The sequence below is a fragment of the Micromonospora sp. AKA38 genome, from assembly GCF_027925725.1.
Classification (GTDB): domain Bacteria; phylum Actinomycetota; class Actinomycetes; order Mycobacteriales; family Micromonosporaceae; genus Micromonospora.
Genome location: NZ_BNEI01000001.1, coordinates 576,256 through 593,721, shown reverse-complemented (window position 1 = coordinate 593,721; position 17,466 = coordinate 576,256). Strand labels below are relative to the sequence as shown.

The window sequence follows — 17,466 nt, the reverse complement described above, 5'->3', positions numbered from 1 at the left end:
CGTCAGCCGGCCCGCCGGTCGGACCACGGCACGACCGGGCCGGCGCCGCCGGCGCGCACGGCGGCGTGCACGGCCCGGGCCAGCGGGGCGCCCCAGGTCGAGCGCGGGCCGCCGTACGGGGCCGGCGTGCCGTCGGCCGGGCAGAGAACGGTGACCGCGTCGGTGGCGGTGCCGGTGGCCGGCAGTCCCAGCTCCCAGATCGCCTGCGCCTTCGCCTCGGTGGCGGTGGCCACCGCGTTGACCAGCGCGGCGTCCCCGAGCCGGACCGGCACGTGCACCACGATGTTGACGGTGCCGACCGGGTGGGCCGGCGCGGGCCCGGCCGCCGTGGCCGGGGCGTCGGTGGTCTCCCGGCCGCCGCCGACCGGCGCGGCGGCCCAGACCGGGGTGCCCAGGCCGACCGTCGCCCAGACCCGCACGCCGGCGTCGCCGCGGTGCACCACCTCGGTCACGTCCACGCCGGTGAGCAGCCCGACCCCGGGCCCGTCCAGGCCCAGGTCGCGGGCCAGTTCGGCCAGGTGGGCGGCCGGGTCGTCCCGGTCGTACGTCATCGGCACGGTCGCGTTGACCACCCACCGGCGGACGCCGATCCCCCCGCCCAGCGGGGCGGAGCCGACCGCCAGCAACGGCGTCTCGGCCCGCCACACCAGCAGCGGGATGTCCCACCCGGCTTCGGACCGGCTGGTCAGGATCGGCTCGCACAGCACGCCGGTCACCTTACGATCAGGTGGGGACCGGTGGCACCCGGCCCGGTGCCGCGGGGCCGGATCCAGGGGTGCACCTCCGATTCCTGCTCATGTGCGCCTAGACTGGCGGCGCGCGAGGGATCAGCGGACGGCGGACCCGGGCCGACGGACGGCACGCGCAGGCGGAGGTGCGCGATGGACGAGGTACTGGCCCGCAGCGGGATCTTCCAGGGTGTCGACCCGGAGGCTGCCGAGGCGCTCGCCAAGGAGATGGAGACGATCGAGGTCCGCAAGGGCGAGGTCGTCTTCAACGAGGGCGAGCCCGGTGACAGTCTCTACATCCTCCTGTCCGGCAAGATCAAGGTGGGTCGCCGCGCGGCGGACGGCCGGCAGAACCTGATCGCCGTGATGGGCCCGTCGGACATGGTCGGCGAGTTGTCGCTGTTCGACCCCGGCCCGCGGACGGCGACCGCCACGGCGGTCACCGACACCCGGCTGGTCCGGCTGCGCAAGCAGGCCCTGCGGCCGTGGCTCAACAACCGGCCCGAGATCGCCGAGCAGCTCCTGCGGGTGCTGGCCCGCAGGCTGCGCCGGACGAACGACTCGCTCGCCGACCTGATCTTCACGGACGTGCCCGGCCGGGTCGCCAAGAACCTGCTCCAGATGGCCGGCCGGTTCGGCACCCGCGACGGCGGCGTGCTGCGGGTGACCCACGACCTCACCCAGGAGGAGATCGCCCAGCTCGTCGGCGCCTCCCGGGAGACCGTCAACAAGGCGCTCGCCGACTTCGCCTCGCGCGGCTGGCTGCGGCTGGACGGCAAGAGCATCATCATCCTCGACCCGGAGCGCCTGGCCCGTCGCGCGCGGGTCTGACCTTCCGCACCTCCACGCCGGCCCGGCCCGCCCCACGCGGTCCGGGCCGGCGCGTGTCTGCCCGGCGCAGAATTCCTGGACGTCCCGGTGACCGACGTCCAGGCTGGGCCGATGATCGAACGCGTCGCCGTCCTCTCCGACATCCACGGTGTGCTGCCGGCGCTGGAGGCCGTCCTGGCCGAGCCGGACGTGGCCGCCGCCGACCTGATCGTGCTCACCGGGGACATCGCCTCCGGCCCGCAGCCGGTCGAGGTGCTGGACCGGCTCGCCGCGCTCGGCGACCGCGCCCGCTGGGTCGGCGGGAACGGCGAGCGGGAGCTGGTCGAGGCGCGGGCCGGGAAGCCGTCGGAGTTCGAGGTCGCCAACTGGGCCGCCGCGCAGCTCCGGGACGACCAGGTGGCCCGGCTGGCCGCGCTGCCACCGCACGTCACGCTGCCGGTGACCGGTCTCGGCGACGTGCTGTTCTGCCACGCGACGCCCCGCGACGACGAGGAGGTCGTACTCGTCGACTCGCGGCCGGAGCGCTGGGCCGAGGTCTTCGCCGGCCTGCCGGCCGAGGTCGGCACCGTGGTCTGCGGGCACACCCACATGCCGTACACCCGCTTGGTCGACCGTCGCCTGGTGGTCAACCCGGGCAGTGTCGGCATGCCGTACGGGGGCGCGGGCGCCTGGTGGGCGCTGCTCGGTCCGGGGGTGCAGTTGCGCCGCACCCGGTTCGACGTGGACGCCGCCTGCGCCGAGGTGGTCGCCGGGTCCGGCTTCCCGGAGGCGGCGCAGTGGGCCGACGAGTACCTGCGCGGCGGATACTCCGACCTGGACGCGCTCACCGCCTTCGGCCCCCGGGACGGCCGCTGACGGGTACCCGACGTCCACGATGGACGGGGGCGTCCTGAGTCGCGACTCTGCGATAGCGTGGCCTGATGGGACGGCGGTACCGGGTGCTCCTCGTCTCCAGCAGCGGTGGCGTCCTGCTGGACCTGCTGGCGCTCCGCCCCTGGTGGGCACGACACGATCCGGTCTGGGTCGCGGTCCGGGCCCCCGACACCGAGGTGGCGTTGGCCGGGCAGCGGGTGCACTGGCAGCCCGAGTTGTCGACCCGCACCCGGCTGCGGGTGCTGCCGGCGACCTGGCGGGCGCTGCGGCTGCTGCGCCGCGAGCGACCCGACGTGGTGGTGTCGGCCGGCACCGGCGTGGCCGTCGGCGTCTTCCTCGCCGCTCGCCTGCTCCGGGTGCCGTCGCTGTGGTTGGAGACGTTCAACATGACCGGGCCCGCCGGCTCCGCCGCCCGGCTCTGCTCCCGGCTCGCCGCCGCGGTGCTGGTGCAGCGCCCCGCCCTGCTGGCGTCCCGCCCCCGCGCGGTGCTCATCGGAGAGCTCTACTGACCATGGCCCGTGTCCTGGTCACCGTCGGCATGGGTCCGTGGCCGTTCGACCGCCTGATCCACGGCGTCGCGCCGCTCTGCGCCGCGCACGAGGTGTTCGTCCAGACCGGCACGTCGACCGTGACGCCGCCGTGCCCGCACGAGGCGTTCCTGCCCCTGGACGACCTGCGCGAGCGGCTGGCCGCCGCCGACGTGGTGATCACCCACGCGGGGAACACCGTGCGCCTGGTCCAGCGGCTCGGCCGGGTGCCGGTGGCGGTGGCCCGGGAGGCCGCGCGGGGCGAGATGGGCAACGACCACCAGGTCGCCTACCTGCGCGACGAGGAGCGTTCCGGCCGGGTGATCGCGGTGTGGGACGCGGCCGACCTGCCGGCCGTGGTGACCGCGCACCCGGAGCGGCAGCGGCGGTTGCTGGCCGAGCGGCCACTGCCCGGCGCAGTCGACGGCGCCCGGTTGGCCGCCACGTTGGACGCGCTCTGCGCCCGGCTGGTCCGATGAGCCGGGCCGACGAACGCCCGGCCGGTCCGACGAACCGGGCCGACGCGGCGACCGGCCGACCGGGCCGGCAGCCCTTCGCCACCCACCCGCTGCGCCGGTACGCGTTCGCCTGGTCCGCGCTGGCCGGCCGCACCGGCCGGCACCTCGACCTGGGCTGCGGCCCCGGGGACTTCCTCGCCGCGCTGCACGACCACGGCACCGTGACCTGCGAGGGCGCCGACCCGCACCCCGGTTACCTCGCCGGGCTGGCCACCCGCCACCCCGACCTGCCGCTGCACCGGCTGCGGGTCGGTCGGCCGCTGCCGTTCACCGACTGTCGCTTCGACTCGGTCAGCCTGCTCGACGTGCTGGAGCACGTGCCCGACGAGGCCGCGCTGCTCGCCGAGACGCACCGGGTGCTCGTCCCCGGTGGGCTGCTGGTGCTCACCGTGCCGCGCCGGCACGTGTTCAGCTTCCTCGACCCCGACAACGCGAAGTTCGACTTCCCCCGGCTGCACCGTCGCGTCTACTCGTGGCGGTTCGGGTCGCAGGTGTGGCACAGCCGGTTCGCGGACCTCTCGAACGACCTGCGCGGGGACATGTCGGTCGGCCGGGACCGGCACACCAACTACCGCACCGCCGACCTGCTCGACCTGCTGCGCGCGGCCGGTTTCGCGCCGACCACGGTGACCGGCGCCAACCTGTTCTGGCGGTGGTTGCAGATCCCGGCGCTGCTCACCGGCGGGCCGGTACGCCGCCTGCTGGAGCGCGGCATCCACCTCGACGGCCGGCTGTTCCGCGCGGCCAACCTCTTCGTCGTCGCCCGGAGGCAGCCGTGAGCGTGGCCGACACCGCGCGGCTGGCCTGGTTCTTCGGCCGGCTCGCCATCAAGGAGCGGGTCGCGCCCCGGCTGCACGTCCGGCCGCTGGTCGCCGAGCTGTTCCTCACCGACAACTGCAACCTGCGCTGCACGAGCTGCGGCTGCTGGACCACCAACACCAAGGGTGAGCTGTCCACCGACGAGTGGCGGGACGTCCTGCGCCAACTCGTCGCGATGCGCATCCACAAGGTGAACTTCACCGGCGGTGAGCCGTTGATCCGGCCGGACGCGGTGACCCTGATGGCGTACGCGCGCGAGGTGGGGGTGCGCCACCTGCACCTGAACACCAACGGCATCCGGCTCACCCCGCCCGTCCTCGACGAGGTGCTCGCCGCGGGCGTACGCAGCTTCAACGTCTCGGTCGACGGCCCGACGGCGCTGGTGCACGACCGGATCCGGGGCCGGCTCGGCGCGTTCGAGACGACCACCCGGCACCTGCGGAACCTGATCGCGGAACGCGACCGGCTCGGCCTGAAGGTGCGGATGAACTTCACCGTCATGCGGGACAACGTGGACAGCCTGCCCGGCATCGCGGCGCTGGCCCAGGAGCTGGGCGTGGCGCTCTATCTCAACCTGGTCACCGACCGGACGTTCCTGTTCCGCACCGACGCGGTCACCGGGCAGACCGACGTGGCCGGCGACCGGCTCGACGCGGCGCTGGCCGAGTTGGAGGCGATGGCCCGGGCGGACCAGCGGTGGTTGCCGCGCTACTCGGAGCTGCGGTACCTGCGCGGGCACTTCGACGATCTCGTGCAACGGGACCTGCCCTGCGCCGAGTCGCAGCTCAAGCTGATGGTGCACTCCCGGGGCGAGATCGGCGGCTGCTGGGCGCACGACCCGACCGCCTCGGTCCGGCAGCGCCCGATCGCCGAGATCGTCGACGCCCCGGAGTACCGCGCCGAGCACACGCGACTGTTCCGCAAGGAGTGCGTCGGCTGCGGCAGCAACTACAGCCTCAACCTGCGCTGGCGGCCGGGCACCTACCTGGCCGACCGGCAGTGGCGGCGCGGGCGGCGCAGCCTTGTCTGAGCCGATGCGCCCGAGCCAGCCGCTGTACGACGCGCTGGCGCCCGGCTACGAGGAGCACTTCGCGGTGCCGCACCGGCGCGCGTACGACGATCTGGCGTGGGAGCGGGTCAGCGCGCTGCTGCCGCCCGACGGCCCGGTGGTGGACGCCGGCTGCGGCGTGGGCCGCTGGGCGCGACGCCTGCTCGACCTGGGCCATCCGGTGACCGGCGTGGAGCAGGCGCCGGGAATGGTCGCCGAGCTGCGTCGCCGCCCGCCCGGGCCCGGCTTCACGCTTGTCGAGGGCTCGATGACGGAGGTGACGCTGCCCGCCACGGCCGGCGCGGTGCTGGCGATGGGTTCGCTGCAGTACACCGCCGATCCCGAGCGGGCGGTCCGGCACCTGGCCGGCTGGCTGCGTCCGGGCGGGGTGCTGGCCGTGCTCGTCGACTCGCTGGTGAGCCTGGTGCTGGAGCTGGTCGGCGCCGGCCGGGACGACGAGGCGGTGGACCGGTTGGCCCGGCGCCGGGGCGTCTGGCGGGCCGACGGGCACGCCGCCGACCTGCACCTGCTGGACCGCGCCCGGTTGGCGGCCGCGTTCACCGCCGCCGGCCTGGTCGAGGTCCGCAGCGCCGGGTTGCTGGTCAGCGCCGGGCCGTTGGGCCGGGCGGGGCTGGCCGGGCGGCTCGCCGCCGACCGGGACGCGCTGCTGGCGTTGGAGCGCCGGCTCGGCGACGACCCGGTCCTCGCCGACGCCGGCAAGCAACTGCTGGTGACCGGCCGCCTCCCGGCCTGACCGCCCGGCCCGCCACCCGGTGCCGGCGAGGTTCAGCCCAGGCAGCGGCGCAGCGCGGCGACCACCCGTTCCGCCTGCTCCACGGTGAGTTCCGACGACATCGGCAGCGCGAGCGCCTCGGCGTCCAGCCGGTCGGTCACCGGCAGCCGTTCGCCGCCGCCGAGCGGGCCGCGGTGGATCGCCGCGAAGTAGGGTTTGGTCTGCACGCCGAGCGCGGCCAGCGCGTCCGCCACCCGGTCCCGGTCGGCGATCCGGGCCACCCAGTGCACCCAGCAGTGCCGGTCTCCCGGGCGGACCTGCTGGAACTCCACCGGCAGGGTGCGGGCGGCGGCGGCGTACACCTCGGCCACCTCGGCCCGCCGGCGGACCAGCGTGTCCAGCTCCGCGAGCTGGTCGACCGCGACGACGGCGTGCAGCTCGTTCATCAGCTCGGAGCGGGTCCAGCCGGCCGGCGCGGCGAGCACCGCCTCGGCGGCGTCGGCGGGCAGCACCAGGGCGCCGCCGGCCCCACCGGCGGAGACCACCTTGGCGAAGCTCATCGAGTACGAGTGGGCCAGCGCCTGCTGTGCCACCGGGCGGCCCCGGTGCAGGCTGCCGAGAGCGGCGGCGGAGTCGGCCAGCAGCGCCACGCCGGCGGGGTCGCAGACCGCCCGCAGGGCCGGGTAGTCGCACGGGTTGCCGAAGGTGTCCACGGCGAGCACCACGCGTACGCCGCCCCGCGCGACGGCGCCGGCGACGGCCGCCGGGTCGAGCGTCCAGGTCGCGGCGTCCACGTCGACGAAGCGCAGCGCGTACCCGAGCTGGACCAGGATCTCCGCCGTCGCGGGGAACGTGTACGACGGCAGCACCGCCACGTCGCCGGGGCGGGCCGGGCCGACGGTGGCGGCCACCATGATCCGTAGCGCGGCGGTGCCGGACGCGGTGACCAGCACCCGGTGGTCGTCGTCGAGTTCCAGCTCCTTGCCCAGTCGTTCGGTCAGCTCCCGCGTCCACCGATTGCCGTGCTTGACCTCGCCGCTGGCGAGCGCCGCCTGCTGGCGGTCGGCCACCAGGTCGGGGTGGGCGGGCGGCGGCGGCACGACGACCGGCAACGGCGGCCGGAACACGGGTGCCCGGTCGGCGTCCACCGCGTCGACCAGTTCCGCCAGGCGCGGACGGAGCGGCGGCACGCGGTGACCGGCGGCGGTCAGCTTGTCGGTGGCCACCAGGCCGGAGCTGTCCGGCGTACGCCGGGGTGTGGTCAGCAGCGGCGCCGACGACCCGCACAGGTCACGGATCCAGGTGGCGAGGTCGACCAGGGACACCGGCTCCCCGCCGACGTTCCAGACGCCGGGGCCGATCCCGTCGAGCAGCATCCGGGCGAGGGCGTCGGCGGGCAGGAAGCTGCGTACGGCGTCCGCGGTGACCGGCAGCGGCAGCCCCTGGCGGGCCCGGCGGACCAGCCGGGTGGCGACCCGGTGCTGTCCCGCGCCGAAGGCGTTCGCGAGCCGGAGCACGGTCAGCCGGTCGGGGTCGACCGCGCCGGCGACGAGCCGTTCCTGGGCCAGCTTCGCCATCGCGTACGTCCACCGGCCGGTCGGGTCGGCGTCGGCCATGGCCCGGGCCAGCGGGGCGGCCCGCCAGGGCGGGCAGGGCGTCCGGGCCAGTTCGCGGGCGGCGGCGCACCAGCCGTCGAGTTCCTCGACGGACCACGGCAGGTCGGGTGCGGTCTCCTCGGTCAGCGGACCGGCCGCGGCGCCGTACACCTCGACGGAGGAGGTGAGCACCACCTGGCGTCCGGCCAGCCGGGGCAGCAGCCGGGCGGTGCTGATCGCGTTGTCGAGCGGCAGCGTCCAGGGCCGGCGGGGGCGCGGCTCGCTGGCGCCGAGCAGCACCAAGACGAGGCCGGGCGGCAGCTCGGGTGGGTCGTCGACCAGCAGGTCGACGCGGATCCAGTCGGGCGCGCCGGTGTTCGTGCCGGCCGGCGGATGCCGGTCCACGACGGTCACCCGCGCGCCGGCGGCCAGCAGTGCCTCGGCGGTCGCGGCGCCCAGGAAACCGGAGCCGCCGACCAGCACGAATTCATCCATCGTCGTGCCTCCCCGTGAACCGAGCACAGTATCGCGGAACGGACCGTGCGAGGGGTGTCGGATAGCGGCGGCAGAAAAAGTCAGGCTTGACTGTTTGTTTCCCGGGCGGGAGGCTGTCCCCGTGCCCACCGCACCGACCCGCGTCCCGCAGCAGGAACGCAGCCGCGCCACCCAGGCCCGGCTGCTGGAGGCGACCGTCGAGTGCCTGGTCGAACACGGCTGGTCCGGCACCACGACCACGGTGGTGGCCGCCCGGGCCGGCGTCTCCCGGGGCGCCCAGCTGCACCACTACCCCACCAAGGCCGCCCTGGTCACCGCGGCCGTCGCCCATCTCGCCGAGCGCCGGGCGGTGGAGCTGCGCACCGAGGCGGACGCGCTGCCGGCCGGCCCGCGACGGCTGGACCGGGTGATCGACCTGCTCGGCGCCGCCTTCACCGGGCCGCTCTTCGTCGCCGCCCTCGAACTCTGGGTCGCCGCCCGCACCGACGCCGAGCTACGCGACGCGCTGGTGCCGCTGGAGGCCACGGTGGGCCGGGAGATGCACCGGCTCACCGTCGAGCTGCTCGGCGTGGACGAACGCCGGCCCGGCATCCGCGAGGCCGTGCAGGCCACCCTCGACCTGCTCCGCGGGCTGGGCGTGGCCAACCTGCTCAGCGACGACTCACCCCGCCGCACCGCCCTGCTGCGGATGTGGAAGCGCCAACTCGCCACCCTGCTCACCCCCGACGCCCCCTGACCGGCCCACCCGCCCGGAGGCACCATGGTCGACGCGACCGCACTGCTCGCGGATCTCACCGCCGAGTCCGACCAGCTCGACGCGCTCGTCAGCGGGCTGCCACCGGAGGACTGGGCCCGGCACACCCCGGCCGCCGGCTGGACCGTCGCCCACCAGATCGCCCACCTGGCCTGGACCGACCACGTGGCCGGGCTCGCCGCCACCGACCCCGACGCGTTCTACGCCTCGGTGCTGTCCGCGCCCGACCCGGCCCGGCTGGTCGACGACGGGGCCGAGTCCTTCCTCGCCCCGCCGGCCGCGCTGCTGGCCCGCTGGCGGGACGGCCGTACCGCGCTCGCGACGGCCCTGGCCGCCACCCCGGCCGGCGAGAAGCTGCCCTGGTACGGCACCCGGATGTCGCCCGCCTCGATGGCCACCGCCCGGCTCATGGAGACCTGGGCCCACGGCGAGGACGTCGCCGACGCGCTCGGTGTCACCCGCGCCCCGACCGCCCGGCTGCGGCACGTCGCGCACCTCGGCTTCCGTACCCTCGGGCACAGCTTCGCCGCGCACGGCCGCCCGGTGCCGACGGACCCGGTCCGGGTCGAACTCACCGCACCGGCGGGCGACGAGGTCTGGGCCTTCGGGCCTGCCGCGGCGACCGACCGGGCGACCGGGCCGGCGCTCGACTTCTGCCTGCTGGTCACGCAGCGCCGGCACCGCGCCGACCTGTCCCTGGTCGCGACCGGGCCGGTCGCCGACGAGTGGCTGGACGTGGCCCAGGCGTTCGCCGGCCCGCCGGGCGCCGGCCGGGCGGCGGAGGCCCGGCCATGAGCGGGGTGCTGCGCGTCGGCAACGCGTCCGGCTTCTACGGTGACCGGTTCGCCGCCTGGCGGGAGATGCTCGACGGCGGCGAGCTGGACGTGCTGACCGGCGACTACCTGGCCGAGCTGACCATGCTGATCCTCGGACGCGACCGGATGCGCGACGCGTCGCTGGGCTACGCGAAGACGTTCCTGCGACAGGCGGAGGGCGTGCTCGGCACCGCGTCGGAGCGCGGGGTCACGCTGGTCACCAACGCCGGCGGCCTCAACCCGGCCGGGCTGGCCGACGCGATCCGGTCGCTCGCCGCACGACTCGGCCTCGACGTGCGGGTCGGGTACGTCGAGGGCGACGCGCTCCAGCGGCCGGACGCGCTGACCGCGAACGCGTACCTGGGCGCGTTCGGGATCGCGGCCTGCCTCGACGCGGGCGCGGACGTGGTGGTGACCGGGCGGGTCACCGACGCGTCGCTGGCGGTCGGCCCGGCGATCGCCCGGTTCGGCTGGACCCGGGACGACCTCGACGCGCTGGCCGGGGCGACCGTGGCCGGGCACCTGATCGAGTGCGGGGCGCAGGTCACCGGCGGCAACTTCAGCTTCTTCACCGAGTTGCCGGACGGCGGCCGGCGCCCCGGCTTCCCGATCGCCGAGCTGCACCCGGACGGCACGTCGGTGCTCACCAAGCACCCCGGCACCGGCGGCGCGGTCACCGTCGAGACGGTCACCGCGCAACTGCTGTACGAGGTGGGCGGGCCGGACTACCTCGGGCCGGACGTGGTGACCCGGCTGGACACGGTCCGGCTGGAGCAGGCGGGACCGGACCGGGTACGCGTCTCCGGCGTACGCGGCACGCCCCCGCCGGACACGCTCAAGGTGGGCGTCAACAACCTGGGCGGCTTCCGCAACTCGATGACGTTCGTGCTGTGCGGGCTGGACATCCCGGCCAAGGCGGCCCTGGTCCGGGGTCAGGTGACGGATGCGGTGGGCCCGGACGGGCTGGAGTTCACGCTGGCCCGCACCGACCACCCGGACGCGGCCGACACCGAGGCGGCGAGCGCGCTGCTGCACGTACACCTGCGCGACGTCGACAAGGCGCGGGCCGGGCGGGCGTTCTCGGCGGCGGCGGTGGAGCTGGCACTGGCCTCCTACCCGGGCTGCACGCTGACCACGTTGCCCGGCGACGCCACGCCGTACGGCGTGTTCACCTCGGACACCGTGCCCCAGGACGCGGTGCCGCACGTGGCGGTGCTCCCCTCCGGCGAGCGCGTGCAAATCCCTCCGCCCTCCGTGGTGGGTGGTTTGCCCGGGCCCCCTGTTATGCACCAGGCGTTAACGGGGGGCCCCTCCTTACCCGCCACCCGGCGGGGGGCGCTGGGGGAGCTGGTGGGGGCGCGGTCGGGGGACAAGGGTGGGGACGCCAACCTCGGCGTCTGGGCCCGCACGGACGCCACCTGGGCCTGGCTGCGCGGCTGGCTGACCGTGGCGCGGCTGGCCGAGCTGCTGCCGGAGACCGCCGCGCTGAGCGTGGAGCGGTACGAGCTGCCGAACCTGCGCGCGGTCAACTTCGTGATCCGCGGGCTGCTCGGGCCGGGCGTGGCCGCCTCCACCCGGTTCGACCCCCAGGCCAAGGCGCTCGGCGAGCTGCTCCGGGCCCGGGTGGTCGACCTGCCCGCGGAGGTGCCGGCATGACCATCGTGGACACCCCGGAGCGTCGCCAACTTCGCGAGCTGACCCGTGCGTTCGTCACCCGGGAGGTGCTGCCGCACCTGGCCGACTGGGAGCGGTCCGGTGAGGTGCCCCGCTCCCTGCACGAGACCGCCGCGCGGGTCGGGCTGCTCGGCATCGGCTTCCCGGAGTCGGTCGGTGGCAGCGGCGGCGACCTGCTCGACTCGATCGTGGTCACCGAGGAGATCATCCGCTCCGGCGGCTCGTCCGGGCTGATCGCCGCGTTGTTCACGCACGGCATCGCGCTCCCGCACATCATCGCGGCGCAGGACGAGCACCTGATCGACACGTACGTCCGGCCCACGCTGGGCGGGACGATGATCGGCGCGTTGGCGATCACCGAACCGGACGGCGGCTCGGACGTGGCCGCCATCCGCACCTGCGCGGTCCGCGACGGCGACCACTACGTGGTGAACGGCGCGAAGACGTACATCACCAGCGGCGTCCGGGCGGACTTCGTGACCACCGCGGTCTGCACCGACTTTCCCGGCTCCGGCTCACTCAGCCTGCTGGTGATCGACAAGGGCACGCCCGGGTTCACCGTGGGCCGGCGGCTGGAGAAGCTGGGTTGGCACTGCTCGGACACCGCCGAGCTGTCCTTCGTCGACGTCCGGGTGCCGATGGTGAACCGGGTCGGCCCGGAGGACACCGCCTTCCTGGCCGTCATGCAGCAGTTCGCCGCCGAGCGGCTGTCGCTGGCCACCCAGGCGTACGCGACCGCGCAGCGCTGCGTGGACCTGGCGGTGCGGTGGTGCCGGGACCGTTCCACGTTCGGTCGTCCGCTCGCGAGCCGGCAGCTCGTCCGGCACCGGCTGGCCGAGATGCACACCCGCGCCGAGGCGGCCCGCGCGTACGTGCACGAGGTGGCCGAGCGGGTGGCTCGACCACTCCAGCTCGGCGCGTCTGGCGCCGCGCCGCGACCTGGAGCAGTCGGCGGGCAGCCGGTGGTGACCGAGGTGGCGATGGCGAAGAACGTGGCGGTGGCCGCCTGCGACCACGTGGTGGACGCCGCGCTGCAACTGCACGGCGGCTTCGGCTACCTGCGCGACGCGGAGGTGGAGCGGCACTACCGGGACGCCCGCATCCTCGGCATCGGCGGCGGCACCACCGAGATCATGAACGAGATCATCGCGAAGGGCATGGGCCTGTGACCGTTCTCCAGACTGCGATCGACACCTCCGCACCCGCCTTCGCGGCCAACCGGGAGGCGCTGCTGGAGCGCCTCGCCGAGTTGGAGACCGCGCTGGACCAGGCGCGGGCCGGCGGCGGCGAGAAGTACGTGACCCGGCACCACAAGCGCGGCAAGCTGCTCCCCCGGGAACGCATCGAGCTGCTGCTCGACCCGGACAGTCCGTTCCTGGAACTGTCGCCGGTGGCCGCGTACGGCACGGACTTCCCGGTCGGCGCCAGCACCGTGACCGGGATCGGCGTGGTCGAGGGCGTGGAGTGCCTGATCGTGGCGAACGACCCGACGGTACGCGGCGGCGCGATCAACCCGTGGTCGTTGGCGAAGACGCGCCGGGCGGGTGAGATCGCGCTGGCCAACCGGCTGCCGATGGTGAACCTGGTCGAGTCGGCCGGCGCGGACCTGCCCTCCCAGGCGGAGATCTTCATTCCCGGCGGGCGGGTGTTCCGTGACCTGACGCGGCTCTCCGCGGCGAAGATCCCCACGGTCAGCGTGGTCTTCGGCAACGCCACCGCCGGCGGCGCGTACGTGCCCGGCATGTCGGACTTCACCATCATGATCCGGGGCCGGTCGCAGGTCTACCTGGCCGGGCCGCCGCTGGTGAAGATGGCCACCGGCGAGGTCACCGACGACGAGTCGCTGGGCGGTGCGACCATGCACGCCACCACGTCCGGCCTGGCCGACTTCCTCGCCGAGGACGAGCGGGACGGCATCCGGCTGGCCCGGCAGTGCGTCCGCCGGCTCAACTGGCGCAAGGGCGGCCCGCCGCCGCGCACCTTGTCCCCGCTGCCACCCCGGTACGACCCGGAGGAGTTGCTCGGCATCGCCAGCGCCGACCTGAAGGTGCCGTTCGACCCGCGCGAGGTGCTCGCCCGGGTGCTCGACGACAGCGCGTTCGACGAGTTCAAGCCCGGCTACGGCACGGCACTGGTGACCGGCTGGGGCGAGCTGCACGGCTGGCCGGTCGGCGTGCTGGCCAACGCCCGGGGCGTGCTGTTCGGCGAGGAGGCGCAGAAGGCGGCCCAGTTCATCCAGCTCGCCAACGCGGCCGACACGCCGCTGGTCTTCCTCCAGAACACCACCGGCTACATGGTCGGCACCGAGTACGAACAGCGCGGCATCATCAAGCACGGCGCGCTGATGATCAACGCGGTGTCGAACTCGACGGTGCCGCACCTGACGGTCAACCTGGGCGCCTCCTACGGCGCCGGCAACTACGGCATGTGCGGCCGGGCGTACGAGCCGAGGTTCCTGTTCACCTGGCCGAACGCGAAGTCGGCGGTGATGGGCCCGGCGCAGTTGGCCGGCGTGCTGTCGATCGTGGCCCGGCAGGCCGCCGCGGCCCGGGGGCGCGACTACGACGAGGACTCCGACACCGCCATGCGGATGATGGTCGAGCAGCAGATCGAGTCGCAGTCCGGCGCGCTGTTCCTCTCCGGCCGGCTCTACGACGACGGGGTGATCGATCCCCGGGACACCCGTACCGTCCTCGGGCTCTGCCTGTCGGCGATCCACAACGGACCGGTGAAGGGCGCCGACGGCTTCGGCGTCTTCCGGATGTGAGGGCCGTGAGCGCGAGGAACGCAGCGAAGCGGAGTCCCGCAGTCGCGAACGAAAGGCAGGCTCAGCGCAAATGATCACTCGACTTCTGGTGGCCAACCGGGGGGAGATCGCCCGCCGGGTCTTCGCCACCTGCCGGGCGCTCGGCGTGGCCACGGTCGCCGTGCACTCCGACGCGGACGCCGACGCGCCGTTCGTCGCCGAGGCCGACCACGCGGTCCGGCTGCCAGGGAACACGCCGGCCGAGACGTACCTGCGGATCGACCTCGTCCTGGACGCGGCCCGGCGCTCCGGCGCGGACGCGGTCCACCCCGGCTACGGCTTCCTCGCCGAGAACGCGGAGTTCGCGGCGGCGGTGACCGACGCGGGCCTGACCTGGGTCGGCCCGTCCGCCAAGGCGATCGCCGCGATGGGCGACAAGATGGCGGCCAAGGCGCTGCTCGCCGACGCGGGCGTGCCGATGCTGCCCACCTGGACCGACCCCGACCAGGTCACCGCGTTCCCGGTGCTGGTCAAGGCAAGTGCCGGCGGCGGCGGCCGGGGCATGCGGATAGTCCGCGACGCGGCCGGGCTCGCCGAGGCCGTCGCGGGCGCGCGCCGCGAGGCGGCGGCGGCGTTCGGCGACGGCACGGTCTTCATCGAGCGGTACGTCGAGCGTGGCCGGCACGTCGAGGTGCAGATCTTCGGCGACACCCACGGCACGATCGTGGCGCTCGGGGTACGCGACTGTTCGATCCAGCGCCGGCACCAGAAGATCGTCGAGGAGGCGCCCGGGGTGCTGCCCGACGAGGTGCGCGAGCGGCTGCACTCCGCGGCGGTGGCGGCCGGCCGGGCGGTCGACTACGTCGGCGCGGGCACCGTGGAGTTCCTGCTGGCGCCGGACGGGCAGGTGCACTTCCTGGAGATGAACACCCGGCTCCAGGTCGAGCACCCGGTCACCGAGCTGACCACCGGCCTGGACCTGGTCCGGCTGCAACTGCTGGTCGCCGACGGCGAGCCGCTGCCGGTCCCGGCCACACCTGCCCCGCAGGGCCACGCCATCGAGGTACGGCTCTGCGCGGAGGAACCGGCCGAGGGGTTCCGCCCGGCCACCGGCACGCTGCACCGGTTCGCGATCCCCGGCGTCGACGCCGAGTTCGGGCCCACCCGGGCACTGCGCCTGGACTCCGGCGTGGTGGACGGCTCGACGGTGAGCGTGCACTACGACTCGATGCTGGCCAAGCTGGTCGCCTGGGCGCCCACCCGCACCGAGGCGGCCCGTGCCCTGGCCGGCGCGCTGGCCCGGGCCGAGCTGCACGGCGTGGCCACCAACCGGGACCTGCTGGTCCGGGTGCTGCGCAGTCCCGAGTTCGCCGCCGCCGACGTGGACACCGGTTTCCTGGACCGGCACCCCGAGGTCTTCGCGCCGCTGCTGCCGGCCGACCAGCTCCCGGTGGTGGCGCTCGCCGCCGCGCTGTCCGGGGCCGCCGCGCGCCGGGCCGCCGCACCGGTGCTGGCCGGGCTCCCGTCGGGCTGGCGCAACGTGCCGGCTCATCCGCAGGTCACCCGCTTCACCGACATCGAGATCCACTACCGCCTCACCCGCACCGGCGCACTCGCCGAGTGGACAAGGAAGGGCCCCCTCCTAACGGATTCGGTAGAGGAACGCGCCCCGCTTGACAGCGAGCTGCCCGTGGTCGAGCTGGTGTCGGCCGACCCGGACCGCGTGGTGCTCGACGTGGACGGCGTGCGGCGGGCTTTCCGCGTACACCGGGTGGGGTCGTCGGTGTTCGTGGACGGCCCGGACGGGGCGGCGAGCCTCACCGAACTGCCGCGGCTGCCCCGGCCCACCGCGGAGCTGGCGGCCGGGTCGCTGCTCGCGCCGCTGCCCGGCGCGGTGACCCGGGTGCACGTCGAGGTCGGCCAGCGGGTCGCCGCCGGTGACCTGCTGCTGACGCTGGAAGCGATGAAGCTCGAACACCCCGTGCTCGCCCCGGCCGACGGCGTGGTGGCGGAGCTGCCGGTCGCGCCCGGCGGCCAGGTGGAGACGGGTGCCGTGCTGGCCGTGGTCGACCCCGAGGAGGACCCGCAGTGAACTTCGACCTCACCCCCGAACAGGACCAGCTCCGCGACGCGGTACGCGCGCTGGGCCGCCGGTACGGCCACCCCTACTTCGTGGCCAGGGCCAAGTCGGGAGAACACACCACCGAGCTGTGGCACGAGGCCGGACGGCTCGGCTACCTCGGCGTCAACATCCCCACCGAGTACGGCGGCGGGGGCGGCGGCATCACCGAACTGGCGCTGGTCTGCGAGGAACTGGCCGCGGCGGGCTGCCCGCTGCTGCTGCTCGTGGTCTCCCCTGCCATCGCCGCCACCGTGATCAACAAGCACGGCACGGAGGAGCAGCGCAAGAAGCACCTGCCCGGCCTCGCCGACGGCTCCCAGAAGATCGTCTTCGCGATCACCGAGCCGGACGCCGGCTCGAACTTCCACCGCCTCGGCACGGTGGCCCGCCGCGACGGCGACGACTGGCTGCTCACCGGCCGCAAGGTCTACATCTCCGGGGTCGACGAGGCCGACCACGTGCTGGTGGTGGCCAGGACCGAGGATGCCTCCTCCGGAAAGCTCAAGCCGGCGTTGTTCATCGTGCCGACCGACGCGCCCGGCCTGGAGAAGTCCAAGCTGGACATGGAGATCCTCTCCCCGGAGAACCAGTTCCAGCTCTTCCTGGACGACGTCCGGCTGCCCGCCGACGCGCTCGTCGGTGAGTCGCTGGACGCCGGCCTGCCGGCGTTGTTCGCCGGGCTGAACCCGGAACGGATCACGGTCGCCGCGATGGGCGCCGGCACCGGCCGCTACGCCGTCGAGAAGGCGTCCGACTACACCGCCACCCGCAAGGTCTGGGGCGGACGCTCGATCGGCTCGCACCAGGGCGTCTCGCACCCGCTCGCGCACGCCGCCGTCCAGGTGGAGCTGGCCCGGCTCATGATCTACAAGGCGGCCAGCCTCTATGACGCCGGCCGCGACCTGGAGGCCGGCGTCTCCGGCAACATGGCCAAGTACGCGGCCGGTGAGGCCGCCGCGCTCGCCGTGGACACCGCCGTCCAGGCGCTCGGCGGGGCCGGCATGACCACCGAGTACGGCGTGGCGACGCTGCTCGGCGCCGTACGCGCCGGCCGGATCGCCCCGGTCAGCCGCGAGATGATCCTCAACTTCGTCGCCCAACACGTCCTGTCCCAGGACAAGTCCTACTGACCGTGGGTGTCTCCACCCTGCGGTGGGTGGAACGCTGTAGCTGTCTCCGGCCCCGTGT

At 74.6% G+C, this 17,466-nt stretch carries 16 protein-coding genes; 14 read left to right on the top strand and 2 right to left on the bottom strand.

The window, feature by feature from the left end; all coding sequences use genetic code 11:
* Positions 1 to 2: 2 nt before the first annotated feature.
* Positions 3 to 707, bottom strand: coding sequence for an adenosylcobinamide amidohydrolase (locus TPA0908_RS02830; RefSeq protein WP_281934661.1), 705 nt, complete (start codon positions 705 to 707; stop codon positions 3 to 5).
* 174 nt (positions 708 to 881) lie between these two features.
* Here TPA0908_RS02830 and TPA0908_RS02825 point away from each other — a divergent pair, with 174 nt between their 5' ends.
* The 7 genes from TPA0908_RS02825 (at position 882) to TPA0908_RS02795 (ending at position 6,098) form a co-directional block, all read left to right on the top strand.
* Positions 882 to 1,559, top strand: coding sequence for a Crp/Fnr family transcriptional regulator (locus tag TPA0908_RS02825; RefSeq protein ID WP_007073398.1), 678 nt, complete (start codon positions 882 to 884; stop codon positions 1,557 to 1,559).
* Positions 1,560 to 1,670: 111 nt separating this feature from the next.
* Complete coding sequence (locus TPA0908_RS02820; RefSeq protein WP_281934329.1) at positions 1,671 to 2,414, top strand: metallophosphoesterase family protein; 744 nt, start codon at positions 1,671 to 1,673, stop codon at positions 2,412 to 2,414.
* Between the two features lie 65 nt (positions 2,415 to 2,479).
* Positions 2,480 to 2,941 carry a glycosyltransferase gene (locus tag TPA0908_RS02815; RefSeq protein WP_107159567.1) on the top strand — a complete coding sequence of 154 codons (462 nt, stop codon included), beginning with the start codon at positions 2,480 to 2,482 and terminating at the stop codon, positions 2,939 to 2,941.
* 2 nt (positions 2,942 to 2,943) lie between these two features.
* Positions 2,944 to 3,438 carry a hypothetical protein gene (locus tag TPA0908_RS02810; protein WP_281934326.1) on the top strand — a complete coding sequence of 165 codons (495 nt, stop codon included), beginning with the start codon at positions 2,944 to 2,946 and terminating at the stop codon, positions 3,436 to 3,438.
* Positions 3,435 to 4,256, top strand: coding sequence for a class I SAM-dependent methyltransferase (locus TPA0908_RS02805; protein ID WP_281934324.1), 822 nt, complete (start codon positions 3,435 to 3,437; stop codon positions 4,254 to 4,256). Before TPA0908_RS02810 ends, TPA0908_RS02805 begins: the two co-directional genes overlap by 4 nt.
* Positions 4,253 to 5,326 (top strand): radical SAM protein, encoded by a 1,074-nt coding sequence (locus tag TPA0908_RS02800; RefSeq protein WP_281934322.1) that lies wholly within the window; start codon positions 4,253 to 4,255, stop codon positions 5,324 to 5,326. Before TPA0908_RS02805 ends, TPA0908_RS02800 begins: the two co-directional genes overlap by 4 nt.
* A gap of 4 nt (positions 5,327 to 5,330) precedes the next feature.
* Positions 5,331 to 6,098: a class I SAM-dependent methyltransferase gene (locus TPA0908_RS02795; RefSeq protein WP_281934320.1), complete on the top strand. Its 768-nt coding sequence runs from the start codon at positions 5,331 to 5,333 to the stop codon at positions 6,096 to 6,098.
* A gap of 32 nt (positions 6,099 to 6,130) precedes the next feature.
* Here TPA0908_RS02795 and TPA0908_RS02790 read toward each other — a convergent pair whose 3' ends face one another.
* On the bottom strand, positions 6,131 to 8,167 hold the full coding sequence (locus TPA0908_RS02790) for an aminotransferase class I/II-fold pyridoxal phosphate-dependent enzyme (RefSeq protein ID WP_281934318.1): 2,037 nt from the start codon (positions 8,165 to 8,167) through the stop codon (positions 6,131 to 6,133).
* 121 nt (positions 8,168 to 8,288) lie between these two features.
* On the opposite strand from TPA0908_RS02790, the gene TPA0908_RS02785 reads away from it, so the two are divergent.
* The 7 genes from TPA0908_RS02785 to TPA0908_RS02755 all read left to right on the top strand — a co-directional run bounded on the left by TPA0908_RS02785 (position 8,289) and on the right by TPA0908_RS02755 (position 17,408).
* A complete protein-coding gene (locus TPA0908_RS02785) occupies positions 8,289 to 8,903 on the top strand; it encodes a TetR/AcrR family transcriptional regulator (RefSeq protein ID WP_107159578.1) in 615 nt (204 codons plus the stop codon).
* 24 nt (positions 8,904 to 8,927) lie between these two features.
* On the top strand, positions 8,928 to 9,716 hold the full coding sequence (locus tag TPA0908_RS02780; RefSeq protein ID WP_281934315.1) for a TIGR03084 family metal-binding protein: 789 nt from the start codon (positions 8,928 to 8,930) through the stop codon (positions 9,714 to 9,716).
* Positions 9,713 to 11,392, top strand: a complete 1,680-nt coding sequence (locus tag TPA0908_RS02775; RefSeq protein WP_281934313.1) for an acyclic terpene utilization AtuA family protein — start codon at positions 9,713 to 9,715, stop codon at positions 11,390 to 11,392. Before TPA0908_RS02780 ends, TPA0908_RS02775 begins: the two co-directional genes overlap by 4 nt.
* Positions 11,389 to 12,579 carry an acyl-CoA dehydrogenase family protein gene (locus tag TPA0908_RS02770; protein WP_281934311.1) on the top strand — a complete coding sequence of 397 codons (1,191 nt, stop codon included), beginning with the start codon at positions 11,389 to 11,391 and terminating at the stop codon, positions 12,577 to 12,579. The genes TPA0908_RS02775 and TPA0908_RS02770 overlap by 4 nt, the downstream gene beginning before the upstream one ends.
* On the top strand, positions 12,576 to 14,177 hold the full coding sequence (locus TPA0908_RS02765; RefSeq protein WP_281934309.1) for an acyl-CoA carboxylase subunit beta: 1,602 nt from the start codon (positions 12,576 to 12,578) through the stop codon (positions 14,175 to 14,177). The genes TPA0908_RS02770 and TPA0908_RS02765 overlap by 4 nt, the downstream gene beginning before the upstream one ends.
* 70 nt (positions 14,178 to 14,247) lie before the next feature.
* Positions 14,248 to 16,248, top strand: a complete 2,001-nt coding sequence (locus TPA0908_RS02760; RefSeq protein WP_281934308.1) for an ATP-binding protein — start codon at positions 14,248 to 14,250, stop codon at positions 16,246 to 16,248.
* A complete protein-coding gene (locus TPA0908_RS02755) occupies positions 16,245 to 17,408 on the top strand; it encodes an acyl-CoA dehydrogenase family protein (protein WP_281934306.1) in 1,164 nt (387 codons plus the stop codon). Before TPA0908_RS02760 ends, TPA0908_RS02755 begins: the two co-directional genes overlap by 4 nt.
* Positions 17,409 to 17,466: the final 58 nt, after the last annotated feature.